This is a genomic window from Phaeobacter gallaeciensis, assembly GCF_001678945.1.
Lineage (GTDB): Bacteria > Pseudomonadota > Alphaproteobacteria > Rhodobacterales > Rhodobacteraceae > Phycobacter > Phycobacter gallaeciensis_A.
Map to the genome: position 1 here is coordinate 1,459,301 of NZ_CP015124.1, position 15,051 is coordinate 1,474,351.

Here is a 15,051-nt window from a genome sequence, read left to right on the forward strand (position 1 = left end):
ATATCTGGCCCTAATCCGGACAGGTATCTGGCCCTAACCCCTCCCCTTCCGACAGCCTAAACCGGATGTAACGCCCGGCGCCGGCCCGGCCCTGTCAGCGTCTCATCAGGAGAACACACCATGAAAATGACCACCGAGGAAGCCTTTGTCAAAACCCTGCAAATGCATGGGATTGAACATGCTTTCGGGATTATCGGCTCGGCGATGATGCCGATTTCGGACCTGTTTCCCAAGGCAGGCATCACCTTCTGGGACTGCGCGCATGAAGGAAGCGCCGGCATGATGGCCGATGGCTACACCCGCGCCACCGGCAAGATGTCGATGATGATCGCCCAGAACGGCCCTGGCATCACCAACTTTGTCACCGCCGTCAAAACCGCCTACTGGAACCACACCCCGCTGCTGCTGGTCACCCCGCAGGCAGCGAACAAGACCATCGGTCAAGGCGGTTTCCAGGAAGTCGAGCAGATGAAACTGTTCGAGGACATGGTCGCCTATCAGGAAGAGGTGCGCGATCCCTCCCGCGTGGCCGAAGTTCTGAACCGGGTGATCATGCAGGCCAAACGCGCCTCGGCCCCGGCGCAACTGAACATTCCGCGCGATATGTGGACCCAGGTCATCGACGTTGCTCTGCCCGCCATCGTCGAATTCGAACGCCCCACCGGGGGCGAAACCGCGCTAGCGCAGGCGGCTGATCTGCTGTCGAACGCCAAGAACCCGGTGATCCTGAACGGTGCCGGTGTGGTGCTGTCCAAGGGTGGCATCGCCGCCTCCAAGGCGCTGGCAGAACGTCTGGATGCCCCCGTCTGCGTTGGCTACCAGCACAATGACGCCTTCCCCGGATCGCATCCGCTGTTCGCAGGTCCGCTTGGCTACAACGGCTCCAAGGCCGGTATGGAACTGATAAAGGAAGCCGATGTGGTGCTCTGCCTTGGCACCCGGCTCAACCCCTTCTCGACCCTGCCGGGCTACGGCATGGAATACTGGCCCACCGAAGCCAAGATCATTCAGGTCGACATCAACCCGGACCGGATCGGCCTGACCAAACCGGTGACGGTTGGCATCGTCGGCGATGCCGCCAAGGTGGCCACGACGATCCTTGACCAGCTGAGCGACAGCGCAGGTGATGAAGGACGCGCAGACCGCAAGGCACGGATCGCCGAAGCCAAATCCCGCTGGGCGCAGCAGCTCAGCTCGATGGATCACGAGGATGACGATCCCGGCACCACCTGGAATGAACGCGCCCGGGCCGACAAACCGGATTGGATGAGCCCCCGCATGGCCTGGCGCGCAATCCAGTCGGCGCTGCCCCGCGAGGCGATCATCTCTTCCGACATCGGTAACAACTGCGCCATCGGCAACGCATATCCGTCCTTTGACGAGGGCCGCAAATATCTGGCGCCGGGACTGTTCGGTCCCTGCGGATACGGTCTGCCTGCCGTGGTCGGCGCCAAGATCGGCTGCCCGGACGTGCCGGTTGTCGGCTTCTCCGGCGACGGTGCCTTTGGCATCGCCGTGAACGAGCTGACCGCGATCGGCCGCGATGAATGGCCCGCTGTCACTCAGGTGGTATTCCGCAACTACCAGTGGGGCGCAGAGAAACGGAACTCGACCCTGTGGTTCGATGACAACTTTGTCGGCACCGAGCTGGATCAGCAGGTCTCTTATGCCGGGATCGCCAATGCCTGCGGCCTGAAAGGCGTCGTCGCCCGCACCATGGACGAGCTGACCGCGGCGTTGGCACAGGCGGTCGAGGACCAGAAGAACGGCATCACCACCCTCATCGAGGCGATGATCAACCAGGAACTGGGTGAACCCTTCCGCCGCGACGCCATGAAGAACCCGGTCGAGGTCGCCGGGATCTCTGCCGACGACATGCGTCCGCAGCAGGTCGGCTGAACGCAATGACGCTGCCCTTTGATCTGCCATTTGATCTGAATGGAGGTCAGGGCGCCTATCTGGCCGCCGCATTGTTTGTGGCGGCCTTTATCCGTGGCTATTCGGGATTTGGCTTCTCGGCGATCTTTATCATTCTGGCAGCGCTGGTGACCAACCCACTGCCGCTGATCCCGGTGGTCTTTGCTTGTGAAATCACGATGACCGCCTTTCAGGCGCGCGGCATCCGGCCTCATATCGACTGGCAGCGGGCACTGTTGCTGCTGGGCGGGGCCGCCATTGCCACGGTTCCCGCCATCGCAATCATGTCCCGCCTGGGCGAAGATCAGGCCCGGCTTGCCATATCGGCACTTGTGCTGATGCTAAGCCTCATCCTGCTCAGCGGCTGGCAGCTGCGCCGCCCCATCGGGGGCAAAGGCAACCTCGGCGTCGGTCTTGTGGCCGGAATTGCCAACAGCGCCGGTGTCGGCGGCCTGCCCGCTGCCGCGTTTCTGACAGCCCAGCCCATCCCCCCGGCCGTATTCCGCGCCACCATGATCGTGTTTCTGACCGGTATCGACATGATGGCCCTGCCGGTGATGGCGGCAAACGGGCTGACCGGGGTCGACACGCTTTACGGGGTGCTGCTTGCCTTTCCCATCCTTGGCGCCGGGATCTGGACCGGCAGCCAGCGCTTTGCCAGCGCCGACCAGAAGAATTTCCGCCGTGGTATCGTGCTGTTGCTGACCGTTCTTTCGGTGCTGAACATCGTGCGGGTGCTCTGATGGCCGATGCACGGGTTCTGATCCTCAATGCCGGATCCTCTTCCATCAAATTCGCTGTCTTCGACAGCGCGTTCGAAGAGCAGGTGCAGGGTCTTGCCGACGGGATCGGCGGCGCCTCGCGGCTGATCGTGGACGGCGCCGAGACCGAAATCCCCTTTATCGACCATAAGGCCGCGCTTTCGGGCATCCTGAACGCGCTGGCGGATCGCGGCATCACGGCAGGCAGCTTGACGGCGATAGGCCACCGGGTGGTGCATGGCGGACGCAACCTGACCGCCCCCACCCGCATCACGCCCGAGGTCCGCGCCGAGATCGCCGATTGCACCCCGCTGGCGCCGCTGCATAATCCGCACAGCCTGGCCGCCATCGACACCATGGGGGAACTCGCCCCGGACCTGCCGCAGTTCGCCAGTTTCGACACTTCGTTTCACGCCACCAATCCCGATGTGGCGACCCGCTATGCCATCCCGCGGATGATCGAGACCAAGGGCATCCGCCGCTATGGCTTCCATGGACTATCCTACGCGGCACTGGTGCGGCGCCTGCCGGACCTGTCCGAGGAAAAACTGCCCGCACGGCTGCTGGCCTTTCATCTGGGCAATGGCGCCTCGCTTTGTGCCATCCGGGGCGGGCAATCCATCGCCACCACCATGGGCTATTCACCGCTGGACGGGCTGACCATGGGTACCCGGTCGGGCGGCATCGATGCCAACGCAGTTCTGCGCCTCGTGGAAGACAACGGGCTGGAACGCACCAAGGCGATCCTCAACCACGAAAGCGGGTTGCTGGGCCTATCGGGTGGCAAATCCGACATGCGCAAGCTGATGCTAGACCCCAGCGCCGACAGCGCCTTTGCCATCGATCACTTCTGCTATTGGACCCTGCGACACGCGGGGAGCCTGATTGCCGCGCTCGAAGGGCTCGACGCCATCGCATTCACCGGCGGTATCGGAGAGAACGCCACCGCCATCCGCGCGCGTATTCTGCGGGGCCTTGAATGGATTGGAGTGCGTATGGCCCCCGATGCCAATGAGGCCCTTCAGATGGCGCTACATTGCCAGTCTTCGGCGGTGAACATCTGGGTGATCCCGGCGGATGAAGAGCGGCAGATCGCGATGGACGCCCTTGCCCTGCTGCCGGAGGCGGCATGAACCGCACCCGGCATATCCCTCAGACCTGCGCGGCAGTCAGCACCGTGGCGGCGACGATGTCGTCAACGCTGGCGCCCCGGCTAAGATCGCAGACCGGGCGGGCAAAGCCCTGCAGGAACGGCCCCAGCGCCTGCGCACCTGCCAGTTCCTGGCACAGCTTGTACCCGATATTGCCCGCATCAAGGTTCGGGAAGATTAGCACGTTGGCATCCAGAGCCTCGATCCCCTTCTTGGCAGCGATGGCACCGTTCAGCGCCGCATCCGCCTGCACCGGCCCAGCAAAGCCTGCAAGCTCGGCTGCTTCGCGCACCCGCGCCACGCTGTCGCCGTCACCCGATGTGCCGGTGGAAAAGGACAGCATCGCCACCCGCGCCGTGCCCAGCAGGGCCTTGGCGGAGGCCGCCGAAGCGCGTGCGATATCGGCAAGTTGCGCCGCATCGGGTGCCACATTTACCGCGCAGTCAGCAAAGACCAGTTCGCGCCCACCCGGAAACACCATCAGGAAGAACGACGAGGGCAAGGACACCCCGTCGGCCAGCCCGATACCGATGCTGGCGGCCTCGATCACCCGGCGGGTGGGAACATCCGCGCCTGCGACCATCGCATCTGCCTCGCCCAGCGCAACCATCGCGGCGGCGCGGTACAAGGGTTTGGAAACCATGCGTTTTGCGATCACCTCTTTCAGACCGCGCGCGGTAACCAAGGCCTCCACATGGGCCTCGGACGGCTCCGCCAGCGGCAAGGGTTCGCACAGGCCTTCGGCCCGCAGGCGCTGCGTGGCCTCTGCCACCCGTGCGTCTTCCATTTCCGGGAAAACCACCCGCGCCCGCCGTGCCTTTGCCGCTTCAAATGCATTTTCCAGAACAGTCATATCATTCTCCCTTGCCACACGAAGGAGCCAGCAATGAGCGAAAACGTCAAGATCAACCGCGGCCTGAAGGGCGTCTACTTTGAACGCTCCGGCGTTTCAGATATTGATGGGGCCAAGGGCGAGCTGAGCTATCGCGGCTATTCCATCCACGATCTGGCTACCCATTCCACCTTTGAAGAGGTCTGTTACCTGCTGATCTACGGCGAGCTGCCAACCGCAGGGCAACTGGCGGATTTCGATGCCGATCTGAAAGCGGCGCGGGTGCTGCCGGATGAGATCCACGCAATCATCCGCGCCTGCAAGGACGGCCACCCGATGGATGTGCTGCGCACCTGTGTGTCGGCCCTTGCAGCGTTAGAGCCTGCCAGCCAGCAGGTCGGCGAGGAGGCCTTCCTCGCCAATGGCGTGCGTCTGACCAGCCAGGTGCCGATGATCATCGCCGCGCATGAAGCAATCCGCAACGGCCGCGATCCCGTGGCGCCCGACATGACCCTTGGCCATGCAGCCAACTGGCTGTGGATGCTGAAGGAAGAGAAACCCAGCGCGGATGCCGCGCGCCTGGCGGATGTGGATTTCATTCTGCACGCCGAACACGGCTCCAACGCCTCCAGCTTTGCTGCCCGCGTCACAGTGGGTACCGAGGCTAATCTTCATGGCGCCATCGTCACGGCGCTGTCGACCCTCGCAGGTCCGGCCCATGGCGGCGCCGCCGAGGACGTGATGAAAATGGTGCATGAGATCGGCACCCCGGACAAGGCCGCCGTCTACGTGAAGGCCAAGCGAGCGGCGAAAGAAGCCGTCACCGGCTTTGGCCACCGGGTCTACCGCAAGGAAGATCCCCGCGCTCGCCACATGCGCGAAGGCGTGCGCAAGCTGGGCGAGGAAATGGGCGCCCCCGAGTGGTATGAAATCCTACAGGCGGTGGTCGAGGCCATGTCTCCCTATGCGCGCCACGGGCTCAATGTGAATGTCGATTTCTATTCCGGCGTGATCTACCAGCTGCACGGCATCCCGATGGACCTATACGTGCCGATCTTTGCCATCGGGCGCATGCCAGGCTGGGTGATCCAATGCATCGAGCAACAGCGCGGCAATATCCTGATCCGACCGCTGACGCTGTACAACGGGCCGGAACTGCGCGGTTATGTGCCGATTGCAGATCGCTGATCCCCACCAATACGATTTCAAAGAACAGATTCCCGGAAGAGCCGGGAAAAACAGAAAACTCTCGCGCAGCAGACTGATCCGACCTAGCCTGCCCCGACGCGACGAACAGGGATGACCCATGGGTTTCAACCAGCCTCAGATCGACACCTCGCCCCCGGTTTCCGAGGAGATCCGCCAGACCACCTGCTACATGTGCGCCTGCCGCTGCGGCATCAACGTTCATATGAAGACCGGCAGCGATGGCAAGAAACAGGTCGCCTATATCGAGGGCAACCGCGACCACCCGGTGAACAAGGGTGTCCTTTGCGCGAAGGGCAGCGCTGGCATCATGCAGCACAACGCGCCCTCGCGGCTGCGTGCGCCGCTGAAACGGGTCGGCCCGCGCGGGTCAGGACAGTTCGAGGAAGTCACCTGGGACGAGGCGCTGGATCTGGCGGCCTCATGGATGGAGCCGCTGCGCAAAACTGCACCAGAAAAGCTGGCGTTTTTCACCGGCCGCGATCAGTCGCAGAGCTTCACCAGTTTCTGGGCGCAGAATTTCGGCACCCCCAACTATGCCGCGCACGGCGGCTTCTGCTCGGTCAATATGGCGACGGCTGGCATCTACACCATGGGCGGTGCCTTCTGGGAGTTCGGCCAGCCCGACTGGGACCACACCAAGCTGTTCATGCTGTTCGGCGTGGCCGAGGATCACGACAGCAACCCGATCAAGATGGGTATCGGCCAGATCAAGGCGCGCGGCGCGCAGGTGATCGGCGTCAACCCGATCCGCACCGGCTATAACGCAGTGGCGGATGACTGGGTCGGCATCACACCGGGCACCGACGGGCTGTTCATCCTCTCCATGGTGCATGTGCTGCTGAAGGCCGGGAAGATCGATCTTGATTATCTCAGCCGCTTTACCAATGCGCCGGTGCTGGTGAATGCCAGTGACGGCCCTGAACAGGGCCTGTTCCTGCGCGATGAGACCGGCAAGGAGTTGTTGATCGACCGCAATACCGGCAAGCTGACGCCCTTTGACCAGCCAGGCGTACGCCCGGACCTGCATGCCACCTATCGCCATGCCGGTGTCACCCACAGGCCGGTGTTCCACCTGATGGCAGAACGGTATCTGTCTGATGACTACGCCCCTGAAACCGTGGCCGAGCAATGCGGTATCCCCGCCAGTCGCATCCGCGCCATCGCCGCTGAAATTGCCCGTGTCGCCTTTGACGAGGCGTTCGAGCTTGATCAGGAGTGGACCGATTTCCGCGGCGAGACTCACAAGACGATGGTGGGGCGCCCAGTGTCCTTCCACTCCATGCGCGGGGTGTCTGCTCATGCCAACGGGTTCCAGACCTGCCGCGCGCTGCACGTCCTGCAGATCCTTCTGGGCACGGTCGAGGTCCCCGGCGGCTTCCGCTTTAAACCGCCCTACCCCAAGCCCGCGACCGCGCATCCCAAACCGCACTGCGGCGTGAAACCCGACTGCGCGCTGGATGGCCCGCATCTGGGGTTTGTGCATGGCCCCGATGATCTGGCCCTGTGCAAAGACGGCAGCCCGGCCCGCATCGACAAGGCTTTCACCTGGGAAAACCCGATGAGCGCCCATGGCCTCATGCATATGGTGATCTCCAACGCCCATGCAGGCGATCCATACAAGATCGACACACTGTTCATGTATATGGCGAATATGTCGTGGAACTCCTCGATGAACACCCGCGGGGTGATCGAGATGCTGACCGACACGGACGAGGACGGCGAGTATGTCATTCCGCGCATCATCTACTCGGACGCCTATTCATCGGAAATGGTGGCCTATGCCGACCTGATCCTGCCTGACACCACCTATCTGGAGCGGCACGATTGCATCTCGCTGCTGGATCGCCCGATCTGCGAGGCGGATGCCGCCGCCGATGCCATCCGCTGGCCGGTGGTGGAACCGGACCGGGATGTGCGCGGGTTCCAGACCGCGCTGGTGCAGCTGGCGAACCGGATGAAACTGCCCGGTTTCACCAATGAGGACGGCAGCGCGAAATATCAGGATTACGCCGATTATATCGTCAACCACGAGCGTAAGCCCGGCATCGGCCCGCTGGCGGGATGGCGCGGCGATGGCGAACAGTCCGGGCGCGGCGCGGTGAACCCTGAACAACTCGACCGCTATATCGAAAATGGCGGATTTCACGTCAGCCACATCCCGGATGCGGCGCTCTATTACAAACCGTGGAACAGCGCCTATCAGGACTGGGCCGTGGGCATGGGGATCTATGACAAGCCCGAACCCTATCTGTTCCAGCTGTATGTGGAGCCGATGCGGAAATTCCAGCTGGCCGCCGAAGGATATGGGGAGCGCCAGCCGCCAGACCATCTGCGCAAGCGGATCAAGGCCACCATGGATCCGCTGCCGATCTGGTACGAAACAGACCAGCAGGGCAACGAAGGGTTCACCGTCAACGCCCTCACCCAGCGTCCGATGGCGATGTATCATTCCTGGGGCAGCCAGAACGCCTGGCTGCGGCAATTGCACGGGCGTAATCCCCTGTATGTGCCAACCAAACTGATGCAGCAAAACGGCTTGTCGGATGGCGACTGGGCGCGGGTCACCTCTCCGCACGGAGAGATCACCGTGCCGGTGATGGAGATGGCTGCGCTCAATGAAAACACGGTCTGGACCTGGAACGCCATCGGCAAGCGCAAAGGCGCCTGGGCGCTGGATGAAAACGCGCCGGAAGCGACAAAGGGCTTCCTGCTCAATCACCTGATCCACGAGCTTTTGCCACCCAAGGGCGATGGTCTTCGCTGGGCAAACTCGGACCCGATCACCGGACAGGCGGCCTGGTTCGATCTGAAGGTGAAGATCGAAAAGGCCGCCCCGCCGGATGGCATCGCAGAAAGCCAACCCGCGCTTGATCCGATTGCATCTCCGGTGGGCACCGGTCCGGACAAACTGACATGGAAGGTAGGCAAATGACCGAGCTTCCCACACAGACAAATCGCAAGATGGGGCTGGTGATCGATCTGGACACCTGCGTCGGCTGCCATGCCTGCGTGATCTCCTGCAAAGGCTGGAACACCGAAAACTACGGCGCGCCGCTGTCGGATCAGGATCCCTATGGCGCCGATCCCTCGGGTACCTTCCTCAACCGGGTGCATTCCTATGAGGTACAGCCACAGGCCACAGGCGCCCAGCCCGCCCCCGCTGCGCAACTGGTGCATTTCCCGAAATCCTGCCTGCATTGCGAAGACGCACCCTGCGTCACCGTCTGCCCCACCGGCGCCAGCTACAAGCGGGTCGAGGATGGCATCGTTCTGGTCAACGAAAGCGATTGTATCGGCTGCGGCCTTTGTGCCTGGTCCTGCCCCTATGGCGCGCGTGAGCTGGATCTGGCTGAGGGGGTGATGAAGAAATGCACCCTTTGCGTGGACCGAATCTATAACGACAACCTGCCCGAAGAGGATCGCGTGCCCTCCTGCGTGCGCACCTGCCCGGCGGGCGCGCGGCATTTCGGGGATCTCGGCGATCCGGACAGCGAGGTTTCTCAAATGGTTGCGGAGCGCGGCGGCATGGACCTGATGCCGGAAATGGGCACCAAGCCTGTGAACAAATACCTGCCGCCCCGCCCCAAGGACCGGATCGAGGATCAGATCGACGTGCTGGCGCCGCTTCTGGCACCGGTCGCGGAGGGAGCCAGCGGTTTCCTCGGCTGGCTCGACAGGGCGCTTGATAAATTGCCCGGAGGAGACAGCTGATGCATCCGGCCCCTTCCGTCATTATCTTCACCACCCTGTCGGGTCTTGGCTTTGGCCTTCTGGCCTTTCTTGGCCTCGGCATGCCCGCCGTCACCGGCTGGGTTGCCTTTGTCTTCTACCTCATCGCCTATGCGCTGGCCGTGGGCGGGCTTCTGGCCTCAACCTTTCACCTTGGTCATCCCGAACGCGCCTGGAAAGCCTTCAGCCAGTGGCGCACAAGCTGGCTCAGCCGCGAAGGCTGCACTGCCGTCGCCGCGCTGCTGGTCATGGGGCTGTATGCGGCTGGGGCTGTTTTCTGGGACGCTGACTGGCGCCTCCTCGGCCTTCTGGGCGCTGTGCTCAGCATCGGCACCGTTTTCACCACCGCGATGATCTATACGCAACTAAAGACAATCCCGCGCTGGCACAGCCCGCTGACGCCGCTGGTCTTCCTCAGCTTCGCGATCGCGGGCGGTGCACTGCTGGCCGGACAAGAGAGCCTCGCGCCGTGGCTGCTAGCACTCGCAGGCGCGATCCAGCTGGCCTATTGGGCCAAGACGGACAAGGCGCTGGCGCACTCCGGCACCGACATTGGCACTGCCACGGGGCTGGGGAATCGCGGCAGCGTGCGCGCATTCGAGCCGCCCCATACGGGCAGCAATTACCTGCTTCGGGAATTCGTCTATGTGGTGGGCCGCAAACACGCGCTGAAGCTGCGCGTCATCGGCTTTGGCCTGGGGTTCGCGCTGCCGATTGCCCTGATGGTGATGCCGTTTGACAGCGTGATGATGAAACACCTGATGGCAGGCGTCGCGGTGCTGCTGCATATCGCAGGGATTGCCTGCCTGCGCTGGCTGTTCTTTGCCCAGGCTGAACATGTCGTCGGCCTCTACTACGGCAAACGCTGAACGCATCTGATTTGAACAACGAAAAAGGCGGCCCCGAAAGGAGCCGCCTTCTTAAATCGGAAAACCGGTTGGCCTTAGATCAGGCCTGCGTGCTTCATGGCCGCGTCGATCGCTGCCTTGGTGCTGTCTTCCAGCGTGGTCAGCGGGCAGCGGACCTCTTCGCTGCACAGGCCCAGTTTCGACAGGCCGTATTTCGCGCCCACAAGGCCGGGTTCGATAAAGATCGCTTCGTGCAGGGGCATAAGGCGATCCTGATAGTCCAGCGCGGTCTTGTAATCGCCCGCCAAAGTCGCCGCCTGGAACTCGGCGCAGAGCTTCGGTGCCACGTTCGCGGTGACCGAGATGCAGCCAACGCCGCCATGGGCATTGAAGCCAAGCGCGGTTGCATCCTCACCCGACAGCTGGATGAAGTCGGGACCACACGAACCGCGCTGCTGGCTGACGCGGGCCAGATCGCCGGTGGCATCCTTGACGCCAACGATACGGGGCAGCTTGGCCAGCTCGCCCATGGTGGCCGGTGTCATGTCGACGACCGAGCGGCCCGGAATGTTGTAGATCACGATCGGAATATCGGCGCAGTCGTGCAGGGCCTCAAAATGCGCCACCATGCCGCGCTGGGTCGGCTTATTGTAATAGGGCGTCACCACCAGCGCCGCATCTGCACCGATACGCGCCGCAAACTCGACAAAACGAATCGCTTCGACGGTATTGTTGGAGCCAGCGCCCGCGATGACCGGCACCCGGCCTGCCGTCGCCTTGACCACCTCGGCGATCACGGTCTCGTGCTCTTCATGGCTCAGCGTCGGGCTTTCGCCAGTGGTGCCAACGGGCACAATACCGGTCGAGCCCTGCTCGATATGCCATTCTACCAAGTGTTTGAGCGTATCCAGATCCAGCTCGCCGTTGCGAAACGGGGTGACGAGGGCTGGCATAGAGCCTTTGAACATGGGCACGCTCCCTTAGTTGCGAATGGTCGGCAGGCAAAGCGCCGCCGGAATAGTGGACTTGACCGGGTTTTGAGTTGATACCGGCGCGTCACGGATTATCGTCACAGCCTCTATCCCCGGTTCACGAGAAAATGCAAGACATGACACGCATTCTGGCCTTCATTCTGCTGCTCCTGCCCCTGCTTACCCCGCAGATAGCGCAGGCGGACAGGCTTGCTGACGCTCTGGACCTGGTCCGGGGGCAGCATTGGGACGCCGCCGGAGAGATGGCAGGCCCCGAAGCCACCGTCGCCCGCGACGTGATCGAATGGCACCGTCTGCGCGCGGGTGAAGGCTCGGCGCGCGATGTCATGGCCTTTTTGGCGCGTCGCCCCGACTGGCCCGGCCTGCCCTATCTGCGGGAAAAAAGCGAAGCGGCACTGGCCACGGCCGACCGCGAGACCATTCTGTCATTCTACTCTGGCAACCGCCCCCAGACAGCCGAAGGCGCGCTGAGCCTTGGCCGCGCGCTGATCGCGGCGGGGCGCCGGGGCGATGGTGAGGCCGAAATCGTCATGGCCTGGCGCACCATGCCGATGACGTCCGAGGTACAGGACGCCTATCTCGCCGATTTCAGCGCCCTGCTGAAACCGCATCATACGGCCCGGCTGAACCGGCTCTTGTGGGACCGCCACCATGTCAGTGCGCCGCGCATGCTGGACCTGGTGTCGGACGGTCCGCGCAAGCTGGCCGAGGCCCGTCTGGCCCTGCAGCAGCGCACCCCGGGCGTCGATGCCAAGATCGCGGCAATCCCAGCGGATTTGCAGGATGATGCCGGTCTGGCCTACGACCGGTTCGACTGGCGCGACAAAAAAGGACGCCGCGAGGACGCCATCCAGATGCTAATGGATCGCAGCACCAGCACCGACAAACTGGGAGCGCCGGAAAAATGGCTGCGCCGCCGCCGCGATCTGGCCCGGCAGGACATGCGGGATGGCAACCACGAACGCGCCTACCAGCTGGCCGCCCATCATTTTTCCACGCCCGAAGCAGGCTATGGCTATTCTGACTGCGAATGGCTGGCCGGCTATATCGCCCTGCGCAAGCTGAACGATCCCGGTCTGGCCGCAAAGCACTTCGAGCGCTTCCTCGCCTCGGTCGAAACCCCGATCTCGGTCGGGCGCGGCGGCTACTGGTTGGGCCGTGCCTATGCCGAGATGGGAGAAGTAAACAGGGCGCATGATGCCTACTCCCGGGCTGCCGCCTATCAAACCTCCTTTTACGGGATCCTCGCCGCCGAGGCGCTTGGCCGCCCCTTCGATCCGGATCTTGCCAATCCGCCTGCGCTGCCGGACTGGCGCAGTGCCCCCTACCTCAATTCCTCGGTCACCGAAGCGGGCCTGCTGCTGCTGCGCGCCGGAGAGGATGTGCTGGCCGAACGGTTCCTCACCCATCTGACCGAAAGCCTGCCGTCCGAGCAGGCCTTTCAGCTCGGTCAAATGGCGGTGGAAATGGACCGGCCGCATCTGGCGGTGATGATCGGAAAACGCGCCGCGCAATCCGGGATCGAGCTGAAGGGCGCCTATTACCCGCTGCACCCGGTGGCGAAAAAGGATCTGCCGATGGCGCCGGAGATGACGCTGGCCATCGCCCGGCGCGAAAGCGAATTCGACCCCGGCGTGATCAGCCACGCAGGCGCGCGCGGGCTGATGCAGGTGATGCCTGCCACGGCAAAACTGGTCGCAAATGAAATGGGCATCCTGTCCGAGCACGAGACCGCCCGCCTGACCGCTGAATGGGACTATAACGCAACCCTTGGCGCGCAGTATCTTGCCCGTCTCGCCGAAGAGTTCGGTGGCAACGTGGTGATGATGGCAGCTGGCTATAACGCAGGCCCGCATCGCCCCGCGGCCTGGATGGAACGCTATGGCGACCCCCGCGACGGCACCCCGAACATCATCGACTGGATCGAGCACATCCCCTTCAACGAGACCCGCAACTACGTAATGCGCGTCACCGAAAGCCTGCCGGTCTATCGCGCACGGCTGGGGCAGACACCGCTGCCGGTGCCGTTTTCGCGGGAGTTGACCGGATCAACGCTGGCGGCGTTCGCGCCATAGGGTGAACAGCCCCGCCGCCACCACGATCCCGGCGCCCAGCGCCACGTTGAACCGGATGGTTTCCGAAAAGATCACAAGCCCCAGCATCGCCGCCCAGGGCAGCTGCAGATAGGCAAAGGGCTGCACCGCGCTTGCCTCTGCCGCCTCATAGCAACGGATCAGCAGATAGTGCCCCAGAGCGCCGGTCAGGCACAATAGCCCCATCCAACCCCAGTCCGGCGCGCTCATTGCCTCCCAGTTCCACAGGCCGATCGGCGTCATAAAGACAACGCCGACAACGCCCACGTAAAAGAAACTGGTGGCCGAATTGTCCTTGCGCGCGGCATAGCGCGTCAGAAGCCCATAAAGAGCGAACATCAGTGCAGCCAGCAGCGGTACCAGTGCAGCCGGTTGGAACACGCCGATCCCCGGCTCCAGGATGATGAGCACCCCAAGGAAACCGATCAGAATGGCGCTCCACCGCCAAATCCCGACCTTCTCCCCCAGGATCGGCCCCGACAGGGCCGCGATCATCAAGGGGTAGGAAACAAAAACCGCATGGCTTTCCACCAGCCCCAACAGAGTAAAGGCCAGAACCATGACACAGATTTCCGCCGCGCAGACAAAGCCGCGAAAGATCTGTAGCCAGATCTGCCGGGTCCGCGCCACCTTTTTCAGACCGCCCGGCTGCCGCAAAGCGATGGAGACCACAAACAGAGACAGGAACCAATAGCGGATCATCACCACCATGTAGACGTTGTATTCCCCGGCCAGATGTCGCGAGATCCCGTCCTGAAGCGCAAACACGATGGTGGCGCCAATCATCAGCATCACGCCCAGCCGCGTGTTATTGCCTGCCTCGTGGACCTCTGCGCTGCTCATACCAGTTCCGCCTTTGTCATATGTCGTTTGCGCCCATAGCCGGGGATGCGTGTGACGGCAAAGCCCGCCGCCTCCAGCCCCCGGCGCACGAAACCCGCCGCCGTATAGCTCGCGGCGCTGCCCCCCTGGGCCGTGTGCCGGGCCACGTCGGCCATCAAATCCTCACCCCACAGCTCCGGATTCTTGGCCGGGGAAAACCCGTCCAGGAACCAGGCATCGGCCCGCCCCGTCCACTCTGGCAGCGACAGGCGCGCGTCGCCAGTGATCATCTCGAAGCAAAGCGTGCCCAGATCGCAGCTGCCCTGCCCCGTCCAGACCGCGAGGAACCTTTCGGCCCAGGGCGCGACCGCAGGAAAGGTCTCCAGCGCCCGGGCCATATCGGCAGGCACCATCGGGAAGGCCTCGAAACTGGTGAATTGCAATGCGCCCACCTGCCCGCTTTCCTCCCAGAGCTTCCAGGCGGCGAGCAGGTTCAGACCGGTCCCGAACCCCAGCTCGGCAATATGGAAACCGGGGCGGAACCGCGCAGGCAGATCATTCCCGGCCAGGAACACATGCCCCGTCTCCGCCAGCCCGTCGTGAATCGAAAAATAGGGGTCATCGAACTGATCGGACACCGGAATGATGCCATCACGCCAACTGAGCCGGGCCTGCTGGTCTGCCATGCTGTTTTCCC

General features: G+C 63.1%; 12 protein-coding genes. 8 read left to right on the top strand and 4 right to left on the bottom strand.

Annotated elements, in window-relative coordinates; genetic code table 11:
- The first annotated feature begins 120 nt into the window (after nt 1–120).
- The 3 genes from xsc to JL2886_RS06970 are packed head-to-tail and all read left to right on the top strand — an operon-like array spanning nt 121 to nt 3,811.
- Nucleotides 121–1,899: a sulfoacetaldehyde acetyltransferase gene (gene xsc, locus JL2886_RS06960; protein ID WP_065271346.1), complete on the top strand. Its 1,779-nt coding sequence runs from the start codon at nt 121–123 to the stop codon at nt 1,897–1,899.
- A 5-nt stretch (nt 1,900–1,904) separates the two neighbouring features.
- Nucleotides 1,905–2,660 (top strand): TSUP family transporter, encoded by a 756-nt coding sequence (locus JL2886_RS06965; protein ID WP_065271347.1) that lies wholly within the window; start codon nt 1,905–1,907, stop codon nt 2,658–2,660.
- Nucleotides 2,660–3,811, top strand: coding sequence for an acetate/propionate family kinase (locus JL2886_RS06970; RefSeq protein ID WP_065271348.1), 1,152 nt, complete (start codon nt 2,660–2,662; stop codon nt 3,809–3,811). The genes JL2886_RS06965 and JL2886_RS06970 overlap by 1 nt, the downstream gene beginning before the upstream one ends.
- Before the next feature lie 19 nt (nt 3,812–3,830).
- Here JL2886_RS06970 and JL2886_RS06975 read toward each other — a convergent pair whose 3' ends face one another.
- On the bottom strand, nt 3,831–4,682 hold the full coding sequence (locus tag JL2886_RS06975) for a phosphate acyltransferase (RefSeq protein ID WP_065271349.1): 852 nt from the start codon (nt 4,680–4,682) through the stop codon (nt 3,831–3,833).
- Nucleotides 4,683–4,715: 33 nt separating this feature from the next.
- Here JL2886_RS06975 and JL2886_RS06980 point away from each other — a divergent pair, with 33 nt between their 5' ends.
- The 4 genes from JL2886_RS06980 (at nt 4,716) to JL2886_RS06995 (ending at nt 10,468) form a co-directional block, all read left to right on the top strand.
- A complete protein-coding gene (locus JL2886_RS06980) occupies nt 4,716–5,849 on the top strand; it encodes a citrate/2-methylcitrate synthase (protein WP_065271350.1) in 1,134 nt (377 codons plus the stop codon).
- Nucleotides 5,850–5,967: 118 nt separating this feature from the next.
- Nucleotides 5,968–8,802 carry a molybdopterin oxidoreductase family protein gene (locus JL2886_RS06985; protein WP_065271351.1) on the top strand — a complete coding sequence of 945 codons (2,835 nt, stop codon included), beginning with the start codon at nt 5,968–5,970 and terminating at the stop codon, nt 8,800–8,802.
- Nucleotides 8,799–9,581: a 4Fe-4S dicluster domain-containing protein gene (locus JL2886_RS06990; RefSeq protein WP_065271352.1), complete on the top strand. Its 783-nt coding sequence runs from the start codon at nt 8,799–8,801 to the stop codon at nt 9,579–9,581. Before JL2886_RS06985 ends, JL2886_RS06990 begins: the two co-directional genes overlap by 4 nt.
- The gene (locus JL2886_RS06995) at nt 9,581–10,468 is read left to right on the top strand and encodes a dimethyl sulfoxide reductase anchor subunit family protein (RefSeq protein WP_065271353.1); all 888 of its coding nucleotides are present in this window, start codon (nt 9,581–9,583) and stop codon (nt 10,466–10,468) included. The genes JL2886_RS06990 and JL2886_RS06995 overlap by 1 nt, the downstream gene beginning before the upstream one ends.
- Nucleotides 10,469–10,542: 74 nt before the next feature.
- Here JL2886_RS06995 and dapA read toward each other — a convergent pair whose 3' ends face one another.
- Nucleotides 10,543–11,415: a 4-hydroxy-tetrahydrodipicolinate synthase gene (gene dapA / locus JL2886_RS07000; protein WP_065271354.1), complete on the bottom strand. Its 873-nt coding sequence runs from the start codon at nt 11,413–11,415 to the stop codon at nt 10,543–10,545.
- A 140-nt stretch (nt 11,416–11,555) separates the two neighbouring features.
- Between dapA and JL2886_RS07005 the strand changes: the two genes are divergently transcribed.
- The gene (locus tag JL2886_RS07005; protein ID WP_065273579.1) at nt 11,556–13,514 is read left to right on the top strand and encodes a lytic transglycosylase domain-containing protein; all 1,959 of its coding nucleotides are present in this window, start codon (nt 11,556–11,558) and stop codon (nt 13,512–13,514) included.
- Here JL2886_RS07005 and JL2886_RS07010 read toward each other — a convergent pair.
- Both JL2886_RS07010 and mnmD read right to left on the bottom strand, forming a co-directional pair.
- Nucleotides 13,488–14,375: a DMT family transporter gene (locus JL2886_RS07010; protein WP_065271355.1), complete on the bottom strand. Its 888-nt coding sequence runs from the start codon at nt 14,373–14,375 to the stop codon at nt 13,488–13,490. The genes JL2886_RS07005 and JL2886_RS07010 overlap by 27 nt on opposite strands.
- Nucleotides 14,372–15,040 carry a tRNA (5-methylaminomethyl-2-thiouridine)(34)-methyltransferase MnmD gene (gene mnmD, locus JL2886_RS07015; RefSeq protein WP_065271356.1) on the bottom strand — a complete coding sequence of 223 codons (669 nt, stop codon included), beginning with the start codon at nt 15,038–15,040 and terminating at the stop codon, nt 14,372–14,374. The genes JL2886_RS07010 and mnmD overlap by 4 nt, the downstream gene beginning before the upstream one ends.
- Nucleotides 15,041–15,051 lie beyond the last annotated feature (11 nt).